This is a genomic window from Cohnella rhizosphaerae, assembly GCF_029525575.1.
Taxonomy (GTDB): domain Bacteria; phylum Bacillota; class Bacilli; order Paenibacillales; family Paenibacillaceae; genus Cohnella; species Cohnella rhizosphaerae.
Genome location: NZ_JAPDIA010000008.1, coordinates 395,454 through 416,712, shown reverse-complemented (window position 1 = coordinate 416,712; position 21,259 = coordinate 395,454). Strand labels below are relative to the sequence as shown.

At 60.7% G+C, this 21,259-nt stretch carries 16 protein-coding genes and 3 pseudogenes; 6 read left to right on the top strand and 13 right to left on the bottom strand.

Going from position 1 to position 21,259, the window contains the following annotated elements; translation table 11 throughout:
- Positions 1-157 precede the first annotated feature (157 nt).
- Positions 158-3,245: pseudogene (locus OMP40_RS25275) on the top strand (transglycosylase domain-containing protein).
- Positions 3,246-3,365: 120 nt separating this feature from the next.
- On the opposite strand, the pseudogene acsA reads toward OMP40_RS25275, so the two are convergent.
- Positions 3,366-5,091: pseudogene (gene acsA, locus OMP40_RS25270) on the bottom strand (acetate--CoA ligase).
- Positions 5,092-5,380: 289 nt separating this feature from the next.
- Here acsA and OMP40_RS25265 point away from each other — a divergent pair.
- Both OMP40_RS25265 and OMP40_RS25260 read left to right on the top strand, forming a co-directional pair.
- On the top strand, positions 5,381-6,013 hold the full coding sequence (locus OMP40_RS25265) for a GNAT family N-acetyltransferase (protein ID WP_277535527.1): 633 nt from the start codon (positions 5,381-5,383) through the stop codon (positions 6,011-6,013).
- Positions 6,014-6,032: 19 nt separating this feature from the next.
- Complete coding sequence (locus tag OMP40_RS25260; RefSeq protein ID WP_277535525.1) at positions 6,033-7,229, top strand: acetoin utilization protein AcuC; 1,197 nt, start codon at positions 6,033-6,035, stop codon at positions 7,227-7,229.
- A gap of 99 nt (positions 7,230-7,328) precedes the next feature.
- Here OMP40_RS25260 and OMP40_RS25255 read toward each other — a convergent pair whose 3' ends face one another.
- From OMP40_RS25255 to OMP40_RS25240, 4 genes are all read right to left on the bottom strand, one after another.
- Positions 7,329-8,024 carry a 5'-methylthioadenosine/adenosylhomocysteine nucleosidase gene (locus OMP40_RS25255; protein WP_277535524.1) on the bottom strand — a complete coding sequence of 232 codons (696 nt, stop codon included), beginning with the start codon at positions 8,022-8,024 and terminating at the stop codon, positions 7,329-7,331.
- 108 nt (positions 8,025-8,132) lie between these two features.
- Positions 8,133-9,140 (bottom strand): catabolite control protein A, encoded by a 1,008-nt coding sequence (gene ccpA, locus OMP40_RS25250; RefSeq protein ID WP_277535522.1) that lies wholly within the window; start codon positions 9,138-9,140, stop codon positions 8,133-8,135.
- Between the two features lie 126 nt (positions 9,141-9,266).
- Entirely contained in the window at positions 9,267-9,617 is a 351-nt protein-coding gene (gene ytxJ / locus OMP40_RS25245) for a bacillithiol system redox-active protein YtxJ (RefSeq protein WP_277535521.1), read from the bottom strand.
- A 105-nt stretch (positions 9,618-9,722) separates the two neighbouring features.
- On the bottom strand, positions 9,723-10,133 hold the full coding sequence (locus OMP40_RS25240; RefSeq protein ID WP_277538213.1) for a hypothetical protein: 411 nt from the start codon (positions 10,131-10,133) through the stop codon (positions 9,723-9,725).
- A gap of 261 nt (positions 10,134-10,394) precedes the next feature.
- On the opposite strand from OMP40_RS25240, the gene OMP40_RS25235 reads away from it, so the two are divergent.
- Complete coding sequence (locus OMP40_RS25235) at positions 10,395-10,922, top strand: type 1 glutamine amidotransferase domain-containing protein (protein ID WP_277538022.1); 528 nt, start codon at positions 10,395-10,397, stop codon at positions 10,920-10,922.
- 86 nt (positions 10,923-11,008) lie between these two features.
- Here OMP40_RS25235 and ptsP read toward each other — a convergent pair.
- The 5 genes and pseudogenes from ptsP to aroA form a co-directional block, all read right to left on the bottom strand.
- Positions 11,009-12,769 (bottom strand): annotated as a pseudogene (gene ptsP / locus OMP40_RS25225) (phosphoenolpyruvate--protein phosphotransferase).
- Positions 12,766-14,139, bottom strand: coding sequence for a glucose PTS transporter subunit IIA (locus OMP40_RS25220; protein WP_420872040.1), 1,374 nt, complete (start codon positions 14,137-14,139; stop codon positions 12,766-12,768). The pseudogene ptsP and the gene OMP40_RS25220 overlap by 4 nt, the downstream one beginning before the upstream one ends.
- The gene (locus OMP40_RS42265) at positions 14,054-14,653 is read right to left on the bottom strand and encodes a PTS transporter subunit EIIC (protein ID WP_420872039.1); all 600 of its coding nucleotides are present in this window, start codon (positions 14,651-14,653) and stop codon (positions 14,054-14,056) included. Before OMP40_RS42265 ends, OMP40_RS25220 begins: the two co-directional genes overlap by 86 nt.
- Positions 14,654-14,786: 133 nt before the next feature.
- Positions 14,787-15,215, bottom strand: a complete 429-nt coding sequence (locus OMP40_RS25215; protein WP_277535519.1) for a CoA-binding protein — start codon at positions 15,213-15,215, stop codon at positions 14,787-14,789.
- A 92-nt stretch (positions 15,216-15,307) separates the two neighbouring features.
- Positions 15,308-16,603 carry a 3-phosphoshikimate 1-carboxyvinyltransferase gene (aroA, locus tag OMP40_RS25210; RefSeq protein ID WP_277535518.1) on the bottom strand — a complete coding sequence of 432 codons (1,296 nt, stop codon included), beginning with the start codon at positions 16,601-16,603 and terminating at the stop codon, positions 15,308-15,310.
- Positions 16,604-16,737: 134 nt separating this feature from the next.
- On the opposite strand from aroA, the gene OMP40_RS25205 reads away from it, so the two are divergent.
- Positions 16,738-17,040: a rhodanese-like domain-containing protein gene (locus OMP40_RS25205; RefSeq protein WP_277535517.1), complete on the top strand. Its 303-nt coding sequence runs from the start codon at positions 16,738-16,740 to the stop codon at positions 17,038-17,040.
- Positions 17,041-17,261: 221 nt separating this feature from the next.
- On the opposite strand, the gene gndA is transcribed toward OMP40_RS25205, so the two are convergent.
- The 3 genes from gndA to OMP40_RS25190 all read right to left on the bottom strand — a co-directional run bounded on the left by gndA (position 17,262) and on the right by OMP40_RS25190 (position 20,311).
- Entirely contained in the window at positions 17,262-18,677 is a 1,416-nt protein-coding gene (gene gndA / locus OMP40_RS25200; RefSeq protein WP_277535516.1) for an NADP-dependent phosphogluconate dehydrogenase, read from the bottom strand.
- A gap of 157 nt (positions 18,678-18,834) precedes the next feature.
- Positions 18,835-19,500: an SGNH/GDSL hydrolase family protein gene (locus OMP40_RS25195; RefSeq protein ID WP_277535515.1), complete on the bottom strand. Its 666-nt coding sequence runs from the start codon at positions 19,498-19,500 to the stop codon at positions 18,835-18,837.
- Positions 19,501-19,714: 214 nt separating this feature from the next.
- Positions 19,715-20,311, bottom strand: a complete 597-nt coding sequence (locus OMP40_RS25190) for a hypothetical protein (RefSeq protein WP_277535513.1) — start codon at positions 20,309-20,311, stop codon at positions 19,715-19,717.
- A 180-nt stretch (positions 20,312-20,491) separates the two neighbouring features.
- On the opposite strand from OMP40_RS25190, the gene OMP40_RS25185 reads away from it, so the two are divergent.
- A complete protein-coding gene (locus OMP40_RS25185) occupies positions 20,492-21,133 on the top strand; it encodes a YktB family protein (RefSeq protein ID WP_277535512.1) in 642 nt (213 codons plus the stop codon).
- Positions 21,134-21,259: the final 126 nt, after the last annotated feature.

The window sequence follows — 21,259 nt, the reverse complement described above, 5'->3', positions numbered from 1 at the left end:
TCGGTACCCGCGACAAAGCGCGAACGGAGAAGCGTGAAGTCAAACAAAGGCCTATTGTGGTATAATAAGTCTGTTTTGTTGAAGGAGGATACATAAATGAACGATAGCAAGCAGCCTTCCAAGAAGCCGAAACGAAAAAAAACGCTCGCCATGGGTCATGGCCGCCAAATTGTTCTCTTATACGATCCTGTGGCTGATCTTGTTCGCCGTGCTCGCTGGCCTGGCCGCGGGCGGCGCTGTCGGCGGATATATCGCGGCGCTGGTCAAGGACGACCCGGTCCGTTCCAGAGCGCTGATCGAGGAAAAAATCAACGAGAACAATGCAACCGGTTTCGTCTATTTCCGCGACGGAACTTTGATCGGCCAGCTGCGGACCGAGGAAGACCGGCAGCCGATCACTTACGACAAGATTCCAAAGGTCATCATCGATTCGGTCTTGTCCATCGAAGACAAAAATTTCTTCAACCATATCGGCGTAGACACCAACGGCTTGTTCCGCGCAGTCAAGCAGCAGTTGCTGAACGAGGACGTGCAGACGGGCGGCAGCACGATCACGCAGCAGCTTGCGCGACGGGTATTCCTGAGCCTCGACCAGACGCAAAGCCGCAAAGCGAAGGAGATTTTCCTTTCGCTTCGGCTCGAGCGTTTTCTCGGCAAGGAGGAGATCCTTACCGCCTATCTGAACAAGATCCCCTACGGCAACGGCGCTTCCGGCTACCAGGTTTACGGCATCAAGGCCGCGGCCAAAGGAATATTCGGCATCGAGGACCTGAGCAAGGTCAATCTGGCGCAGGCCGCCTATCTGGCCGGGCTGCCGCAGCGTCCGTCCGCCTATTCGGCCTTTACGGGCAAAGGCGACTTTAACGAAGCCAACTTCAAGCGGGCGCTCGCCAGACAGAAGCTCGTGCTTCAGAAAATGCTCGAATACGGCAAGATCGACCGGCAGCAGTACGACGAGGCGATCGGCTTCGATATTTACGGCTCGCTCGCCAAGCCGACGGAAAAGGCCTACAACACGTATCCTTATCTGATGCTGGAGGTCGAACGTCAAGCCGCGATGCAGCTCGTGCTGCAGCAGAACCCGACATTGACCATCGACGACTTGAAGAAGAAAGAAAACGCCTCTCTTATCGAAGACGCGCGCGAGCAGCTTCTGCGCGGAGGCTACAAGATCACCACGACCATCGATAAAAAAGTGTACGATACGATGCATGCGGTCGCCGAAGATCCGAAAAACTTCTCGCCGGACAGCAAGACGAAGGGCGTCGAGCAAACGGCCGCCGTCATGCTGGACCACAAGACGGGCGCCATTCTCGGCATGATCGAAGGCCGGGACTTCCACATCGAGCAGCTCAACTTCGCTACCCAGATGGAGCGCCAGCCCGGTTCGGCCATGAAGCCGATCGGCGCTTATCTGCCGGCGATCGACAAAGGACTCGTCAGCCCGGCCAGCATCCTGGACGACGCCCCGATCATTTTGAAAAACGGCAGCGCCGGGATGCACATTCCGAAAAACTCGAACAACCGGTATTCGGGGCTCGTCACGGCGCGGTACGCGCTCAACCAATCGCTCAACCTGCCGGCGCTCAAGGTATTCCTCGACAAGGTGACGATCAAGGGAGCCTGGGACTTCGCGCGTCAGCTCGGCATTACGACGCTCGTACCGGAAGACGACTACGCGCAAACCGGCGTTATCGGCGGCCTCAAATATGGCGTCACCGTCGAAGAGCTGACCAACGCATACGGCGCCATCGCCAACAAAGGCGTGTTCAACGATGCGTACCTGATCGAGAAATTAAAGGATTCGTACGGCAACATCGTGTATGAGCACAAAGCGACCCCCCAAGCGCGTCGTCTCCGAGCAATCGGCCTACCTGATGACCGACATGCTGCGCACGGTCGTCACGGACGGAACGGGCAAATCCGTCAAAAACGGATTTAAAAACTACGGCAAGATCCCGATCGTCGGCAAGACCGGCACGACTTCCAATTATGCGGACGTCTGGTTCGAAGGCTTCACGCCGGATATCACCCTCGGCGTCTGGGCCGGCTACGAAAAGTCGGTCAACACCCTGTCCACCGACGGGCATGCCCGCGCCCGGGAAATCTGGACCAAGGTTATGAACGAAGTCACCGAAGCGAAGCCCGAGCTGTTCCCGACGAAGGAATTTACGAAGCCCGACGGCATCGTATCGATGACCGTGTCCAGCGTCAGCGGCAAGCTGCCGACCGACCTCACCCGGTCAGCAGGGAAGCTCGTCACCGACATCTTCAACAAAAAATACATTCCGACGGAGGAAGACGACGCCCTCGTCGCCGTCAAGTATATCTCCTACAACGGCGTGAACTATCAGCCGTCGCCGGAGACGCCGGAGGATATGCTCCGGGAATCGATCATGACGAAACGCGAAAAGCCGCTCGACGCGCTCATCGAAGAGCTCAAGGCCGCGCTGGACAAAGTGCCGGCTTCGAGCCGGAAGCCGCTGTCCTACTATTTGCCGAAGGATGCCTCCGGCGGCGCGCCGTCGAAGCCGGATCCGCGCGTCGACGACGGCTCGGCGCCCAGCGCGCCCGGCAACATCACCGTCGAACAGCTGGGCGGCGGCAAGGCGCGCATTTCCTTCGCCAAGAGCCCGCAAGCCGACGTCGTCGGCTACCGCCTCTACCGCTCTGTAAACGGCGGATCCTACGTAAGGTCAGGCAAATCGGTGCTGACCGGGGAAGAGACGCGCTTTATCGACTATTCGTCCTCGGGCAGCGTCAGGTATGCGGTCACGGCTGTAGACGTCGCCGGCAACGAATCCGGACGAAGCGAATCCGCTTCGTCCGGCGGCGGCGGAGGCGGAGACGCGGGCGGAGATACCGGGAACCCGGACGAAAGCACGCCGCCGATCGGCGGCGTGGACGGAGGCCCGACCGAGCCGGTCACGGACGGCGGCGTACCTTCGAGCGATCCCGGACAGCCGCAAGCAGCCGCGCCTGCCGCGCCTAGCGGTCTCGTCGCCCAGGGCTCGGCGGGCGGCGCAACGCTCAGCTGGAACGCCAATCCCGCCAGCGACAACGTAACGCGGTACGAAGTATGGTACAGCGCCAGCGAGCAAGGCAATTACCGGCGCGTCGAATCTACCCAGTCGACCCAATACGCGGTGTCCGGCAACAACACGGCCGGCTGGTATCGCGTCAGGGCCGTGAACGATACGGGCGCTTCCGACGCCTCGCCGTCCGTGGAGATCAAGAACAGCTGACTCCCGGACACGGAAAAGAACGCTTCGGCAGGTTACGCCGGAGCGTTCTTTTTTTTGCGCAAAAAAAAGCCTCCCTTCCGGAAATTGGCTTCTCCGGAAGGGAGGCCGCGCCGTTCGGCATCAGTCCTCGATCGTGGACAGATCGCCCGTCGGCAGATTCAGCTCCCATGCTTTAAGAACGCGCCGCATGATCTTGCCGCTGCGGGTCTTGGGCAGTTTGTCCTTGAACTCGATCTCGCGCGGCGCGGCATGCGCCGACAACCCGATCTTGACGAACTTCGAGATGTCCGCTTTGAGCTCCTCGGAAGGCTCGAAGCCTTCGCGCAGCGAGATAAACGCCTTGATGATCTCGCCGCGGAGCGGATCGGGCTTGCCGATGACGCCGGCTTCGGCGACGGCCGGATGCTCGACCAGCTTGCTCTCCACCTCGAACGGTCCGACGCGCTCGCCGGACGTGTTGATGACGTCGTCGATCCGTCCCTGGAACCAGAAGTAGCCCTCTTCGTCCATGTAGGCGGAGTCGCCGGACACGTACCAGCCCGGAATGCGGAAGTATTCCTCGTACTTGGCCGGATTGTTCCAAATCTTGCGCATCATCGAAGGCCATGGCGTGCGAATCGCGAGGTTGCCCATCCGCATCGGCGGCAGCTCGTTGCCCTGATCGTCGATGATGGCCGCCTGAACGCCAGGAATCGGCCGGCCCATGGAGCCCGGCTTGATCTCCATGCTCGGGTAGTTGCAAATAAGCTGTCCGCCCGTCTCCGTCATCCACCACGTATCGTGAATGCGCTGGTTGTACACCTTGAGACCCCAACGAACGACCTCGGGGTTCAGCGGCTCGCCGACGCTAAGCACATGCCGAAGATTGGACAGATCGAACGAGCCGACGGCATCGTCGCCTGCGCCCATCAGCATGCGGAAAGCGGTCGGCGCGCTGTACCATACCGTGACCTTGTACTTCTCGAGCGTGGCGTACCAGTCCTGCGGACTGAAGCGTCCGCCGCGGATGACGTTCGTCACGCCGTTCAGCCAAGGCGCGAACACGCCGTAGGAGGTGCCGGTGACCCAGCCCGGATCGGCCGTGCACCAGTATACGTCGCCTTCCTTCAGGTCAAGCACGATGCGCCCGGTATAATAATGCTGGATCATGGCGTTTTGCACGTGGTAGACGCCCTTCGGCTTGCCCGTGGAGCCCGACGTATAATGCAGGATCAGGCCGTCTTCGCGTTCGAGCCATTCGATCTCGGCCGTTTCGGACGCCTTTTCCATCTCCGCCTTGAAATCTACGATGCCATCGCCGGCCGCGACGCCTTCGCCGTACACGATCAGATGCTTCAGCTCCGGCAGCTCCGCGCGCGAAATGCGGGGCAGCAGCGCAGGCGTCGTCACGATCGCCACGGCTCCGCTGTCCTGCAGGCGATCCCGGACGGCGGTCTCCATGAACGCTTCGAACAGCGGTCCGACGACGGCGCCGATCTTCAGCGCGCCGAGCAGCGCGAAGTACAATTCGGGCGTTCGCGGCATAAAGATGAAAACGCGATCGCCCTTGGCGATGCCGAGTCCGCGAAGCACGTTGGCAAAGCGCGCGGACTGCCTCGACAGATCGGCGTACGTGTAGCTCTCGTCTCGTTGCGCGTCGCTATAGTGCAATGCGATCGTGTCGCCTCTGCCCGCTTCGACATGGCGGTCGATGGCCTCGTACGCCATATTGACCTTCCCGGTCTCGGACCAGGAAAATTGTTTTTCAATGTTCCCCCCAGTCAAAGTTGCGCACCGCGTCTTCATAAGAGCCGAGATTCGCGGTTGTCGCCGTTGCTGCCAATTTTTCATCCTGACTTAACGTCATTACCGATCACCTTCCCATTGATTTGCTGCAAACCCGATGCCAAGTATACGAATGCGCTTACACGAAGAACAAAGCCATTTGGCTTGCTTTTGCCATTATACCACGCGTCTTACATGCCAACGCAACCGAAGAAGGGAATTTTTCTCCGAACGACGGACAAGGATGACGCATGCGTGCTGCCCCCCTCAAAAAAAACGCGCGTTAACGGCTTTGCTGTATAATGCTGTATAATAAAAATCGTCGAAGCCCGGCGCTAGACCTAATTGATTCGGCAAAAGGAGCGTGCGGCATGGAACATTACAAGCGCTATCAGCGCGTCGCCAGGCCCGGACGAGCGGGTCCGATCGTCATCGAGGGCCCGGTCGAGCCCGAGCGGCTGAAAGGCTACCGGCTCCACGACAAGCTCGATGCCTTCCGGAGGCCGCGCGAGCAGCACGAGGCGCTCGTAGAGATCGCGGGACTGCCAGAAGGCAGAATCATCGTCGCCCGCGAAGAAGACACGATCGTCGGCTACGTCACCTTCCACTATCCCGACGAGCTCGAGCGCTGGTCCGAAGGCGGCATGGACGACCTGATCGAGCTCGGCGCCATCGAGGTGGCCGACGAGTACCGGTCGCTCGGTCTCGGCAAAGCGATGATCGTAGCGGCATTCGCGGAGGAGCAGCTGGACAATGCGATCGTATATACGACCGAATATTATTGGCACTGGGATCTGGAAAAGAGCGGACTGAACGTCTGGCAGTACCGCGAGATGATGGAAAAATTGATGAAGTCCGTCGGCATGGTCTGGTTCGCCACGGACGATCCCGAGATTTGCGCGCATCCGGCGAATTGCCTTATGGTGCGTATCGGCAAGGACGTGCCGCTGTCGTCGGCCGAGCAGTTCGACCGCGTAAGATTCCGTCAGCGGTTTATGTATTGACGAAAGGCAGGCGACCCCTGTGTCATCGAAAAGCGATCACGCGCGCTGGATCGATTGCAGCGCCGTACGTCGGTACTCGTTTCGCGAAGATCACCCGTTCCACCCCATCCGGCTTGCCTTGACCGAGGAGCTGCTCGAAGCTTGCGGCGCGCTCGGACCGGCAGACAAACTGATGCCGACCGCGGAAGGCGCCGCCGAAGCCGTGGACGCCATCCATCGGGCCGACTACATCGAGACGGCGCGCGCGCTCAGCGAGCCCGCACCGGCCGTTTCATACCAGGACGTGGCCGAACAGTACGGTTTGGAAGAGGACGGCGACACGCCCTACTTCCCCGGCATGCACGATGCTGCGCTGGCCATCGTTCAAGGCTCGCTGAGCGCCGCCGAAGCGGTCATGTCGGGAGCGACGCGCCATGCGCTGCATCTCGGAGGCGGTCTGCACCATGCCTTTCGCGAACGCGGGGCGGGCTTTTGCGTCTACAACGACGCCGCATGCGCGATCTCGTGGATCCACCGCAAATACGACGCCAAAGTGCTTTACATCGATACCGACGTGCATCACGGAGACGGCGTCCAGTGGAGCTTCTATACCGATCCGGACATCTTCACCTATTCGATTCACGAGACGGGCAAGTTTCTCTTCCCCGGCAGCGGGTTCGCGCATGAACGCGGCGAGGGCAGCGGCTACGGCGCCTGTCTCAACATTCCCGTGGAACCGTATACAGAGGACGAGTCCTGGCTCGAGAGCTTCGAGAGCGGCCTCGCGCAGGTCATGCGCGCCTTCAAGCCCGACGTCATCGTAAGCCAGCATGGCTGCGACGCCCATGCGCGCGATCCGCTCGCGCACGTTCACTGCAGCATGCGCATCTACCGGGAGATGCCCAGACTCATTCATCGGCTCGCGCACGCGCATACGGACGGCCGCTGGATCGCGCTGGGCGGGGGCGGCTACGAGCATTGGCATGTCGTGCCCAGGGCATGGAGCCTGCTGTGGCTGGAAATGAGCGATCATCCGCTGCTGGCGTCCATCGACGCCTCGCCCGACGGCGGTCCACTCCCGTCCTCGTGGCCGCGCCTGACGTCCGCCAGCCGTCCTGAGGAGCTCCCGCGTACTTGGCTTGACGATACGTCGTTATGGACGCCGATGCCGCGCAGGACGGAGATCACGGCCAAAAATCGGGAGATCGCCGCGCTTGCCGTGCAGCATTTGGGTTAACGCCCGCGCTTGTTGCCATCATCCCGTCAGAATTGAAAAAAGCGGAGGGCGTCTCGCCGGTTTGACCGGACAAGACGCCCTCTGCTCTACCTCGCACCGCTATTCGTCCAAATGCTGCAGCATCTCGTCGACGATCGCGAACGAGCGGTTGGAGGCCGTCACCGTAAACGCCGCGAAGTTCACGTCGGCCGAACCGTCCGCCTTGTCCGAGATCGACCGGATGACGACGTAAGGCACCTCGTTCATCGCGCACACCTGCGCGACGGAAGCCCCTTCCATCTCTACGCACGAACCGTTCAACTCGTCCCGAAGACGCGCGACCAGATCGCGATCGGCGATGAACTGATCGCCCGACAGCACCTTGCCCGTCCTGATATGGCCCGGGAACAGCTTGTCGCCGGCCTCGCGAGCCGCCTTGACCAGCGCCTCGTCCGCCGCCCAATCCGACGTCTCCTGATAAGGGATGACCCCGCGCGCGAATCCGAGCGCGGTCACGTCGATATCGTGCTGCAAGCTGCTCGAGGATACGACGATATCCCCGATCTCCAGCCCGGGATCGAGCGCGCCGGCCACGCCTGTAAATATCACCTTGTTCACGTTGAAGCGGTCGATGAGCACCTGCGTGCAGATCGCCGCGTTAACCTTGCCGACCCCTGACTTGCATACGACGACCTTGCGACCGTGCAGACTGCCCGCGACGTAGCGAATGCCGGAGCGCTGCATCTCCACCGCGTCCTCCAAGGCGCCGAGCAGCAGGTCGATCTCTTCCTGCATCGCGCCGATAATGCCGATCATGCGCATTTCTCCTTCGATTCGAATAAGAAGCCCCGCGGCGGGAGAAAAGTCCCGCGCAGGGCGATCAAGCTGGTTATAGTCCGGTCAGAGCCGGACGGCATTCGGCGATCAGCCGCGCGGCGCGACCGAATTGCGCACGATCAGCTCGTGATGAAGCGTCACTCGCGCCTGCTCGACGTTTTCCTTTTTCATCAGCTTGGTGAGCAAACGCATCGAGACGGCGCCGATATCGTACATCGGCTGGGCGACGGTCGTGAGCAACGGACGTACCATCGAAGCCAGGCGAATATTGTCTACGCCGATGACGGAAATATCGCCCGGCACCGACAGGCCGGCATCCTGGATGCCGTGAATGGCGCCGATCGCCATCTCGTCGGTGGCCGCGAACACGGCCGTGGGGCGCTCCGCCAGCTCCATAAAGTACTTCACGGCCTCAATGCCGGATTCGTACCGGTAATTGCCGACGCGAACGAGCGTCTCGTCGAAGGCGATGCCGCTCTCTTCGATCGCGCGCTTGTAGCCCTGGTAGCGCGCATAGCCGTTGGCCGGGTCCTGAAGCGTGCCGCTAATCATTGCGATGCGCGTATGGCCTTCGTCGATCAGCTTGCGGACCGCGTCGTAAGCGGCCGTCTCGTGGTCGATGTCGACCGAAGGCATCGTGCCCTTCTCGTCGGTCGTCGCGCAAAGGACGATCGGCACGTTGGACGTATTGAACGCCTGAATATGCTCGTCCGTCACGACGCCGCCCATGAAAAGGAGCCCGTCCACCTGCTTTTCCAGCAGCGTGTTGATGACGCGGATTTCCTTCTCCTTGCGTTTGTCGGCGTTGCACAGGATGATGTTGTAGTGATACATGTTCGCGATATCTTCGATGCCGCGCGCGACCTCGGCGAAGTTGGCGTTGGCGATATCGGGGATGACGACGCCGACGGTCGTCGTCTTCTTGCTGGCAAGGCCCCGGGCTACCGCGTTCGGCCGATAGCCGAGACGCTCGATCGCTTCGTACACTTTTTTCCGCGTTTGCGGCTTCACGTTAGGATTGTTGTTGACGACGCGGGATACTGTCGCCATGGATACGCCGGCCTCGCGGGCTACGTCATAGATCGTTACCGTCACATCTCACCGCTCCATTTGTTCATGTCAGGTCTTTGTCCGGTTGAAGGACCCGTCCATGGTATATTAAGGTAATGATACGACAAAAGGGGCGATTCCGCAATGGCAAGCCCCGACATCAGTCGCGTTCTAGCCTTCCGCTCCGACGCGTTCGTTCAAAAAATCCGAAGTAATTCGCCAGTGCGATTCGTTCCAAACGGATCGTCCGTCGCGGACCAGAATCGCCTGCGGGGACTTGTGCTGCACCTGCAGCGCTTCCGCGATCGCGTTGCTCACGGGGCGTTCCTCGATGACATGCACGATGGCGACGTCGACGGGCAACGCGGCGCTCCCGCCCACGAAGCGGTCCAGCTCGTCGTGCGCGCCGGCGCTGATCGGACAGGAGGTGCTGTGCTTGAAGACGAGCAGCGGTTTGTCCGACGTATGCTTAAGCGCTTCTTCCCACTGTTCGACGGTCTTCAGTCTCTTCACTTCGGACATCTCATGCAGCCTCCTTGAAAAGCGTTTCATTGATTTTCATGGTATCAGAAATGAAAAAGTTTCGCAAAAAAAGAAAAGAAGCGCGAACGCTCCTCCATGTTTCGACTAGGTTATGTATTGTCCGTTAAGCTGAGAAAGCCTGCCTTCCAGCTCGCGCTTCCAAGCCGTATCGTCCAGGGAGGACGCGATCAGCAGCAGATCGAGCAGCTCGTTTGTCCGCTCTTCCGTTAATTGGACGATTCTGGCGCCGCTCAGCGGCAGGCTTGCGGAAGAAGCCTGGCTCAGCATACGGGCCCATTCGTGCAATTCGTCGAAGCGGATCTCCCGAGGCAAAGGCTTGGGTCCGAGCTCCGACAAAAGCCGGCTCAAATCCGATTTGACGCCCGGGTACACTTCGCTGCGCGAGCATTGTCCGCAAGCGTATACGGGCACGCCGGAGATGCCGACCGTCTTGGAATATAAGACTTGGCGGAGACCGAGCGCCATCGCTTCCCCGCATATACACCGTTTGAACAAACTGACTCTCTCCTTACGCGCCGCGCGCGCGGTTCCAAATCCCCGGGAGGGACGTTGAAAAAGTATATTCGCCGATTCCTCCGCCAACTCCTTCTTAGCAATTGACTGTAAATTATGGAAGTAAAACGGTATTAAAACCATACTTGCGGCCGGATGCTCCCGCCGTACGATTGTGCTAGGATAGAAGCTATGGATGCGCCAAGGCGCCGTTACCGTTAATTGCCGAAGTCGCGCAAACGCCTGAAAGAGGAGGAATCGAAATTGACCGAAGCCAAACGCGTCATCTGCCTGATCGACGACGAATTCGAAGACTTGGAATTGTGGTATCCGGTATATCGCGCCCGCGAAGAAGGCGCGGTCGTTCAATACGCCGGTCCGGAAAAAGGACGCAAGCATATCGGCAAATACGGGGTGCCTGCCGTCGCCGACCTGTCCTACGAGGAGCTGGACGCCGAGCGCTGCGACGGCCTGCTCGTGCCGGGCGGCTGGGCGCCGGACAAAATTCGCCGAAGCGAACGCGTGCAGGCTTTCGTGCGGGAGATCGACGCCGCCGGCAAGCCGATCGGCCAGATCTGCCACGCGGGTTGGGTGCTCATCTCCGCCAAGATGCTCCAAGGCCGCAAGGTCACTTCCACGCCGGGCATTCGCGACGATATGGAAAACGCGGGCGCAATCTGGTTCGACGAAGCCGTCGTCGTGGACGGCAACCTGATCTCCGCGCGGCGACCGCCGGACCTGCCGGAATACGCGAAGGCGTTCTGCGACGTTTTGTACGGCAGACGCTCCTGATTCGCTGCGTCCGGCGACGAAAAAAGATCCGCATTCGGGCGACTGTCTCCCGTTTTGCGGATCTTTTTTCGCTGCCTGTATTCGTTTTATCGTTTGCCCGGATGGAGGCGTTCGTCCTGTACGGCGGCGCCGGCGTGGAAACGCTCCAGCCGCTCCTTGATCTCGGCGGCCGTTCCGAGCGCGAACAGCTCCTCCGTCACTTTTTTTGCAGGCCATGGCATTCGTGCGCAGCATCGTCGCCTTCACCGGCAGCACCGATTGAACGGACATGCTGAGCATCTGAATGCCGAGACCGACCCAGAGCGGGATCGCGCGGACATCGCCGGCCATCTCTCCGCATACGCTGACCGGGATGCCGCTCCTGGCGGCCGACTCCGCGACGGTGCGGAGCATGCGCAGCACGGCCGGATGATAGGGTTCGTACAGATGATTGATCTGATCGTTCATCCGGTCGACCGCAAGCGTAAACTGGATCAAATCGTTGGTGCCGATGCTGAGGAAGGCGACTTCCTTCGCGAGCAGATCGGCGATCATCACGGCGGCGGGCACCTCGATCATCGCCCCGGTCTGCAGCCCGCCCCGGAAGGGCAAGCCTTCCGCTTCCAGCTCCCGCTGGGCTTCGGCCAGCAGCGCATTGGCCGCCCGAACCTCGTCCACCGACGCGATGAGCGGGTACATGATGCGGATGTTGCCGAAGGCGGCCGCCCGCAGGATCGCGCGCAGCTTGCGTCTTGAACAGGTCGCTCCGGTCGAGACTGAAGCGGATGGCGCGGTAGCCGAGAAACGGATTGTTTTCCTCCGGCATATCGTAATAATCCAGCTGCTTGTCTCCGCCGATGTCGAGCGTGCGTATCGTCAGCGCGGCGCTGCCAAGACGTTCGGCCGCCGCCTTGTACACCTCGAACTGCTCATCCTCCGTCGGGAACCGCGAACGGTCCATGTACAAAAACTCGGTGCGGAACAAGCCGACGCCGTCGGCGCCCCGCGACAACGCCGCATCCAGCTCCTTGATCGAGCTGATGTTGGCCGCCAGGTACAGGCGCTCGCCGTCTGGCGTGACCGAAGGCACCTGAACGAGCTCCTCCAGCCGTTCCTTGGCATCCAGATGCTGCTTGCGCAGCTCCGTATATTTGCCGACCGTCTCCGCGTTCGGCATGACCGCAAGCGTGCCGGCGCCCCCGTCCAAAATGAGCAGATCGCCCGTCACGATCGGTTCGGACAGCTTGCCCTCGACGCCCATCACAAGCGGGATGCCGAACGCCCGGGCCATGATGGCCGAATGCGAGGAGGCGCTGCCGATCATCGTCACGATGCCGAGGACGACGTCCGGTTTGAGATGGATGAGCTGCGACGGCGTGAGTTCCCGCACCACGAGGATAAACGGCTGCGTGTCCGTGGGCAGCGCGATCTCGGGGGCGCCGAGCAGATGCTTGAGCAGCCGGTTGCCGACATCCTTGATATCCAGCGCCCGCTCCTTCATATATTCGTCGTCGAGCAGGTCGAACATCGTCACGAAGTGGTCGATCGCTTCCTTTACCGCCACTTCGGCCGCTTTGTACTGCCGTTGAATGATGCCCTGGATCTCGTTCATGAAAACGGGGTCGTCCAAGATTGCCAGATGCGCGTCGAAAATGCTGGCTTCCCCCCGCGCCGACCGCTTCGTCGAGCTCGCTTTTCATCTGGCGGATCTCGGTCTTCGAACGTTTGACGCCTTCGTACAGCCGTTCGAACTCGAGCGCGAGGTCGAGCGCGTCGATCTTCTGTTCGGGCAGCTCCCATTCCCAATTGGGCAGCACGAACGCCTTGCCGATGGCGATGCCCTCCGAGCCTCCGATCGCTTGGATCATATGTCCGCCCCCCCGTTTTCTCTCTCTTTTACGACGACGGACATGACCGCCGCCTGACCCTTTTTAACCGCCTTGAACGGCGCGAAGCGCCAGGAGCGGACGATATCCGAATTGGTGATGACCATCGGCGTCGCCAGCGACTTGGCATGCGCTTTGAGCGTGGGCAGGTGAAACCGGATGAGCGGCTGCCCCGGCATGACCTCGTCGCCCTCCTTGACGAGCGCCGTGAAGCCTTCTCCGTTCATCTGGGACGTATTGATCCCGATATGAAGCAGCACTTCGAGCCCTTCCGGCGTCTCGATGCCGAGCGCGTGCTTGGTCGGGTACAAATGAATGATTTTTCCGCGCACCGGCGCGACCAGCTCTCCCTTTTCGGGAATAAAGGCCACGCCCCTGCCCACGAGCTTTTGCGCGAAAATCGGATCGTCGACTTCCTCCAGCGGGATCATCCGCCCCTGCAGCGGCGCGTGGAACTGGACCTGGTGCACGTCCAGCTGCATCAGCTTGACGATCTCGCCCCGGATCAGGTCCGAATAGGTGCCGAACACGACCTGCACATGGCCGCCTCCCAGCCGAATGACGCCTGCCGCCCCCAGATGGCGCAAGCTTTTCGCATCGACGCGCCGGTCGTCGTTCAGCGTCAGGCGAAGCCGCGTGATGCAAGCTTCGATCCGCGAGATATTGTCCTTGCCGCCGAGCGCCTGCAGAACGAGCGGCGCCCGGTACGGGATATCGCCGCCCCAATCGTCCAGCCGCGTGGAGTCCTCGCGGCCGGGCGTGGACAGCTGGAACTTGCGAATGCTCCAGCGGAACATCACGTAATAGACGACGCCGACAGCGAGGCCGATCGGGATGATCAGCCATCCCCGCTCCGACAGCCTGAAGTTGATAATATACTCGAGCGCGCCAGCGGAGAACGTGAAGCCTTCGCGAATGCCCAGCTCGTAAGTGAGCCACATGATGCCGCCGGAGAGCAGCGCGTGCACGATAAAAAGATACGGCGCCACGAAAAGAAACGCGAACTCGACCGGCTCGGTCACGCCCGTGACGAAGGCCGTCAGCGCCGCCACTCTGAACTGCTTGGCGGTCTTCGGCTTCAAGTCCTCGCGCGCTTCGTGAATGATCGCGAAGGCGATGGCCGGCAGGGCGAACATGATAACCGGATACAGCCCGGTCATATAGACGCCGGCGGTCGGATCTCCGGCGAAAAACCGCGGCATGTCTCCAAAATATACGCTGCCGTCAGGCGCCGTATAATCTCCGATCTGGAACCAGAACAGATGATTAAGCAGGTGATGCAGGCCGAAAGCGACCAGAATGCGATGCAAAAACCCGTACAGGAATATGCCGAAGCCGCCCGCCGCATTCACCAGCCCCCCCGGTCGCGCCGATCCAGGCCAACAGCCCCTGGCCGATCCCGATCATGAGCCATGCGAAAAGGAAACCGAAAGCGCTCATAAAAATCGGCACGAACCGGGTCCCGCCGAAAAACTGCAGCGATTCGGGCAGCTGGAACGACTTGAAGCGTTCGTTGGCCCAGCCGGACAGCATTCCGATGACGACGCCCGCAAACATGGAGGGCTGAACGCCGCCGGGGTCGTAAGCCTGCGTCACGGCGCCGAAAAGGATCATCGCGACGAGGGACGCCATGCCGGCGTGCACGGATTGGTTCGACAGGCCCAGCGCGATGCCCACCGCAAACACATACGGGACGTAGGCGAATATCGCCATCCCCGCCGCATGCAGCAGCGAAGGCGCCGACTGAAGGCCGACGGCGTCCCAGGGCAGCCGCGACAGCATGAGGAAAATCGCGGCCGCGGGCAAAACCGTCATCGGCAGCATCATTGCCCGGCCTAGCCTTTGCAAGTAGCCGATTCCGAACATGCGACGATCTCCTCCTCCTCTCCCGCGGTTCGTACATCATATAATGACGGTAATACAAGCCGTCAAAAGAAAAGACGGACCGACCCAGCGCGAATCGCTTGAGGCGCGGCCCGTCCGCGGCTGCGAACGTCGATCAGCTTCGCCCTTGAGGAAGCAGGATCGAATCCTCCACCTTGATGCAGCGGTCCATGATGACGGTCAGACCGCCGTTCGCCGCGATGGCGGCCGCTTCTTCGTTCGCGATGCCAAGCTGCAGCCAAAGCACCTTGGCCCCAACGGCCACGGCCTCCGCGGCGACCTCCGGCGTATGCTCCGGACGGCGGAATACGTTCACGATATCGATCGGATCCGGGATGTCCGCCAGCGACTTGTAGCATTTCTCGCCGAGAATCTCGGTCTCCTTCGGATTGACGGGGATGATGCGGTAACCTTTCGCCTGCATGGCGGCGGACACCATATGGCTGGTCTTGTCCGGGTCGCCCGACAGGCCGACGACGGCAATATTTTTCGTTTCCAGCAAGATGCGCTTGATCTCGTCGCGGCCGGGATTTTCGAACGGCATGCTGTTCTGCCTCCTAAGGATCGATTAAACGCTTGTTCGGCGGTTCGCAAGGAAGTTCGTAAGGCGCTGCTTACGAACGCTAGTCCGCCGGCTTATTCCGACCAGCGCACGTTGGCGCCGAGCGCGGTCAAATGGTCGAAGTAATTCGGATAGGACTTCGCCACGTGATGCGCGTCCTTGATCGTCAGCGGCGCCTTCGCGCGGAGTCCGACGACCGTGAGCGCCATAATGACGCGATGATCGAAGTGCGCGTCGATCGTCACGCCGCCTTCAACGCCTTCGGGACGACCGTGAACGATGATCTCGTCCCGCTTCTCCTCGACGTTCGCGCCGGCCTTGCGCAGCTCCGCCAAGTAATCGGTGATGCGGTCGCATTCCTTGAAACGGAGGTTCTCCACGTTGTAAAAGCGGGAAGTGCCTTCGGCGAACACGGCCGCGGCGACCATCGCGAGCACGCCGTCCGTGAATTCGTCGCCGTCGAATTCGACGGCGCGCAGCTTGCCGTTGCCCTGGACATGGACGACGCCGTCCTTGTGCGAGAGCGGCGTTCCCATCGCCTTCAGCACGTCGACGACCGCCCGCTCGCCCTGCTTGCTCTCCTCGAGCAGCCGGTGAACGGTGACGTCGGACTCGGCGACGGCGGCAGCCGCCAGGATCGCGGCCGATCCCGGATAGTCGCCCTGCACGACGTACTCCTGCGCGCGGTAGCGCTGGCCGCCCGGCACCTTGAAATGCATCAGGTCGCTTGAGGCTTCGACCACGATACCGGCCTGAGCCAGCACTTCAAGCGTCTGGCCGACGACGACCTTCGACTTGAGGTCGTTCAGCACCTCGATCTCGCTGTCTTCCGCGAGCAGCGGCGTCAGGAAAAGAAGCGCGCTTAAAAATTGGGAGCTGACGCTGCCGGATACCTGAATCTTGCCGCCGCGAACGGCGTCGCCGCCGCGGATCGTGATCGGCAGCTTGCCTTCGCGGTGCTCGATCGTCGCGCCCATGCCTTCGAGCGCCTTAATCAGATCGTCGTGAGGGCGCTTGCCGAGGGATTCCGGATATTTGTTGACGAACGTCACCTCGGGCAGCAGCGCCGCCACGGCCATCAGGAAGCGAAGCACCGCGCCGGCGTTGCCGACGTCGAGCTCCTTGACCGGCTTCGGACGGCTGCCGAAGCCCGTGACGACGATCTTCTCGTCGTCTTCTTCGAGGACGGCGCCCAAGTCCCGCACGCAGCGGCGCAGCGCGTCGCTGTCCTCGCTGTGCGCCGGATAGCGGATGACGCTCGTGCCCTCCGCCAGCGCGGCGACGAGCAGGTACCGGGTCGTATAGTTTTTGGACGATAAGGCTTGGATCTCTCCCGCGAGCCGCGGGGTCGGCGTGACGATCATATCCATTTTGGCAGCGTTCTCCTTCCGTGTATGAGGGGAATCGGTTATGTAGGTCGTTCATATGCCGCGCAAGTTGACTTGCGCCGCATGGTGTCCGTATGATGGGACTGAAGCCAATCGAGCGATGGAGGAAAATCCAGATGAGCACCTATGATACGACGACGGTCGAACAGCTCAAAGCGCGGCTGGACGCCGGCGAAAAGCTGCACCTGATCGACGTCCGCGAGGACGAGGAAGTCGCGGCGGGCATGATCCCCGGCGCCAAGCACATCCGTCTCGGGACGCTGCCCGACAGACTGTCCGAGATCCCGAAGGACGAGGAAGTCATCTTCGTCTGCCGCAGCGGCGGACGCAGCGGCAGAGCTTGCGAATACTTGAGCGAGCTCGGTTACGGCCGCACGGTCAATATGATCGGCGGCATGCTGGCCTGGAACGAACTGTAGGCCGGCAGCGACAGCAGGGACGCAGATCGCGCGTACGGCGCGGCCTGCGTCTTTTTTTTCGATTCCGGACTTCCAAGCGAATGCCTCGCCCTTCATCATAGCATATTCGGCGCATTCCTACCCGCAGTCCGTCGCGACCGCATATCGCAGGGACGGCCGAAGGAGTCCCGGACTAGATGGGCTCGATCGGCCGTCCTGAAAATGACGATGCGGGCTTGCGGTTAATTGTGCAGCCAGTTGTGGTGGAACGTGCCTTCCTTGTCCAGCCGCTTGAACGTGTGCGCGCCGAAGTAATCGCGCTGCGCCTGAAGCAGGTTGGCCGGCAGACGCTCGGAGCGGTAGCTGTCATAGTAGGCCAGCGCGCTAGCGAACGCGGGCACCGGAATGCCGAACTTGACCGCTGACGCGACGACTTCGCGCCAAGCGTCCTGGTAAGACTCGACGACGCCCTTGAAGTACTCGTCGAGCAGCAGGTTGCGCAGGCCCGGATCGCGGTCGTAGGCGTCCTTGATGTTCTGCAGGAAGCGGGCGCGAATGATGCAGCCGCCGCGGAAGATCATCGCGATGTTGCCGTACTGCAGATTCCAGTCGTACTCCTCGGAGGCGGCGCGCATCTGCGCGAAGCCTTGCGCGTAGGAGCAAATCTTGCTCGCGAACAGCGCCTTGCGCACGCTCTCGATGAACGCGGCGCGGTCGCCGGCGAACGCCGTCTTGGCCGGTCCCTTCAGCACCTTGCTGGCGGCGACGCGCTCTTCCTTCATCGCGGACAGGAAGCGCGAGAAGACGGATTCGGTGATGATGGACAGCGGCACGCCCAGGTCGAGCGAGCTTTGGCTCGTCCATTTGCCCGTGCCCTTCTGGCCGGCGGAGTCGAGGATGACGTCGACCATCGGCTTGCCGGTCTCCGGATCCTTTTCAGCGAAAATGTCGGTCGTAATCTCGATCAGGTAGCTGTCGAGCTCGCCCTTGTTCCACTCGCCGAAAATCTCGTGGAGCTCGTCCGGCTGCACGCCGAGCACGTCCTTCAGCAGCTGGTACGCTTCGCAGATGAGCTGCATGTCGCCGTACTCGATGCCGTTGTGGACCATCTTGACGTAGTGGCCCGCGCCGTCCGGACCGATGTAGGTGCAGCAGGGATCGCCGTTCACCTTGGCGGAGATGCCCGTCAGGATCGGCTCGACCAGCTTGTACGCTTCTTCAGGGCCGCCCGGCATGATGGACGGGCCCTTGAGCGCGCCCTCTTCGCCGCCGGATACGCCGGTGCCGATGAAGTGGAAGCCGCGCGCGGTCAGATCGTTGCTGCGGCGCTGCGTGTCCGGGAAGTAGGCGTTGCCGCCGTCGATGATGATGTCGCCCTTGTCGAGATGCGGCACGAGCGATTCGATCGTCGCGTCCGTGCCCGAGCCGGCCTGGACCATGATCAATATTTTGCGCGGCTTTTCAAGCGAAGCCACGAACTCCTCGACCGAATAGGCAGGCACGAGGTTCTTGCCCTTTCCGTCCGTGTTCATGAGATCGTCCGTCTTCTCCCGCGAACGGTTGTACACCGCTACCGTAAAGCCGCGGCTCTCGATGTTAAGCGCCAGGTTGCGTCCCATGACGGCCATGCCGACGACGCCGATGTTTGCATTAGACATGTTTCGATTCCTTTCTCCAAGCCGTTAAGCCGTTATTTTCTGCGCGTTTTCAGCCAGCCCTTATTGTACTCTTTTTGGCTGAAGATGAAAACCGGCCGCCGCGGCGCGCGAAAATCGTCGGCGCTTCGTTCGAGGACAGGCCGCGACACGGCGCCGTTCACCCCTTCGCCGCCCCGTCCCACGAGAAGTCCAGCGCGTCGAGGAACGCCTTCGCCAAGGCAATATGTCCCGTCGCGCTCGGATGGACGCGGTCCCAGGCGATCGTCGCGGGGTAGATGTGCGCGAGGATCTTGTCGAACGCGGCCTGCGTATCGACGAACAGCGTGCCGTGATTCTTGGCGATCCGCTTCACGATTCCGCCGTACTGGTCCATCGTGCGTCGCATCGCGTCGCCGCGGTTCGGCTCGAGGTAAAAAGGCGTCATGAGCACGATTCCTTTGACGTGGGTAAGCGTCTTTTCGACCAGCTCGCTAAGCGTCTCCTCGTATTCCTCGGCGTATACGTGAGACTCCTTGATGTAGGGCTGATCGTACTGCCGCCAGACGTCGTTCGTGCCGATCATGACGGATACCCAGTCCGGCGACAAATCCAGCACGTCGGTCTGCCAGCGTCCGGCCAGATCTCGCGCCGTATGCCCGCTCGTGCCGACGTTGACAACCCGCACCGCGAGCTCCGGATACACGCTTTGCAGCAGTCCCGCCGCAACCGACACGTAGCCGGTGCCGAGTCCCGCGCCCAGTCCTTCGCCGAACGGCCTGCCCCGTCCGCAATCCGTAATCGAGTCGCCGATCATGACCAGTTTGTCATTTGAAGATAGCTTCATTCGAATCTCCCCCCTCCGAGTCGCAACATATCATTTTGGCTTGCAATCGCTGTCGTCTCTAGCCGATCCCCGATGCCCTGCCATGTTTTCTCAATCTTTACATCCCACATTTTAACCCGCTGATGCGTCGCAGGACAACACCAATCGCGTATTTCGGCCGCAAAAAAAGACGCCCCTTCCGGAGCGTCATAAGTTTTATGCGAAAGCGTTCGTTCTAAAGCTCGAGCTGAAGGCTCTCGAGCCTCATCGAGGCGAGCTTCGCCTTGGAAGCTTCGACGCCTTCCGCGTCGCCCGACTGGATCGCTTCGTGCAGAACGGCCAGCTCGTAGTCGATCTCAAGCCGCAGTACGCCTGCGCGCTGCTCGGCACGCCTCGATTTGTAAGCCTGTATCATATCTTCTACCGTGATCTGAGGGCGCTTCTGGAAGATTATCCGATGCTCCATGCCTGACACCTCCACGAGTCGTATGATTTCGCCGAACATAATATTTTCGATCAACAAGTGACGGTCGCGAAAACGCTTGACGACGGCATGGCCTCTCGAATCGTTGATCAGCTTCTCCAGCCAAAGCGCGAACTTCTCGTCCTTGACCAAATAATCCCCGACCATCTTGTAGCGTCCGCTGGTTCGCTGGAAACGCAGCTTCAGCAGCCTTCTTCCCGTGCGGACGGAAACGAGAAAATACGACTCGCTCTCGTTCCAGTACAAGGAATAGCCTTCTTGGATCAAATCCCGAATCAAACTCTGAATCTGTCCGCGATCGAATCGTAGCTCCAAGTTGCAATATTCGACTTCATGGCTGCGGGTCACGGCCATCCCCCCCTCCTGCGGTATGGGCAGCGATCGAGTTGTTGACCGAATGTTCAGATAATTTGTTCTTACCCTTATCTTATACTTCATCTTATGTTATGGCAACTTGGTTTCTTGACTATTTTCCGGTATAGTGAGGGCAAAATAGCAAACCGAAATTTGCTTCAAGAGGTGACAGGCATGTCCACACTAATCAACGCCGGATTCGCTGGTTTTGCGGATTCGGATTTCGACGCCTTGGCCGTTCCCGGTCTCGAAGGACGAATGGCGGCGATCGTCCGGCAGGTCAGGCCCAAGCTCGAAGGGCTTGGGGCCGCATTGGCGCCCTATCTGGCGGAACTGTGCGCAGAGCCTATGTATCCGCACGTGGCCAAGCACGCCAGGCGGTCGGTCAATCCGCCGAACGACACTTGGGTCGCGTGGTCGCGTCATCCCCGCGGCTACAAAGCGCATCCTCATTTTCAGATCGGACTGTGGTCCACGCATTTGTTCATCCAGTTCGCCATCATCTACGAAAGCGGCAACAAAACGGTGTTCGCGGATCGGGCGGCGCACGAGCTCGATTCGATCCGCGCGGCGATCCCCGCTTCGTTTGTATGGTCCAAGGACCATACGCTGCCGGACGGCACGCCGCATGCCGACCTCTCCGACGAATCGTTGACCGAGTGGCTGGCCAGGCTCAAAACGGTCAAGGCGGCCGAGATCACTTGCGGCCTTCACATCGCGCGCGGCGACGAACGTCTGCACGATCCGGACCTCCTGCTGCAAGCGGCCGAGGAAGCCTTCAGGCGGCTGCTGCCGTTGTACAAGCTATCCTTCTGACGGATGATTGAACTGTCGTCCGCCCTACTCATTCATACACCAAAATTCGCCAAAACCAAACAGCGCGCGCTCAAAAACAGCCCCTCCGGAACCCGGAGGGGCTGTTTGCTGCGCCGTCCTGCCGCT

What these genes read in the sequence shown, in the direction of transcription:
- OMP40_RS25265 (WP_277535527.1), top strand. Translation starts at nt 5,381, where the DNA reads ATGGAACATTACAAGCGCTATCAGCGCGTCGCCAGGCCCGGACGAGCG.
- OMP40_RS25255 (WP_277535524.1), bottom strand. Translation starts at nt 8,024, where the DNA reads ATGATCGGCATTATCGGCGCGATGCAGGAAGAGATCGACCTGCTGCTC.
- ytxJ (WP_277535521.1), bottom strand. Translation starts at nt 9,617, where the DNA reads ATGTCCGAAGTGAAGAGACTGAAGACCGTCGAACAGTGGGAAGAAGCG.
- OMP40_RS42265 (WP_420872039.1), bottom strand. Translation starts at nt 14,653, where the DNA reads ATGTTCGGAATCGGCTACTTGCAAAGGCTAGGCCGGGCAATGATGCTG.
- OMP40_RS25215 (WP_277535519.1), bottom strand. Translation starts at nt 15,215, where the DNA reads ATGCCGTTCGAAAATCCCGGCCGCGACGAGATCAAGCGCATCTTGCTG.
- aroA (WP_277535518.1), bottom strand. Translation starts at nt 16,603, where the DNA reads ATGGATATGATCGTCACGCCGACCCCGCGGCTCGCGGGAGAGATCCAA.
- OMP40_RS25205 (WP_277535517.1), top strand. Translation starts at nt 16,738, where the DNA reads ATGAGCACCTATGATACGACGACGGTCGAACAGCTCAAAGCGCGGCTG.
- gndA (WP_277535516.1), bottom strand. Translation starts at nt 18,677, where the DNA reads ATGTCTAATGCAAACATCGGCGTCGTCGGCATGGCCGTCATGGGACGC.
- OMP40_RS25195 (WP_277535515.1), bottom strand. Translation starts at nt 19,500, where the DNA reads ATGAAGCTATCTTCAAATGACAAACTGGTCATGATCGGCGACTCGATT.
- OMP40_RS25185 (WP_277535512.1), top strand. Translation starts at nt 20,492, where the DNA reads ATGTCCACACTAATCAACGCCGGATTCGCTGGTTTTGCGGATTCGGAT.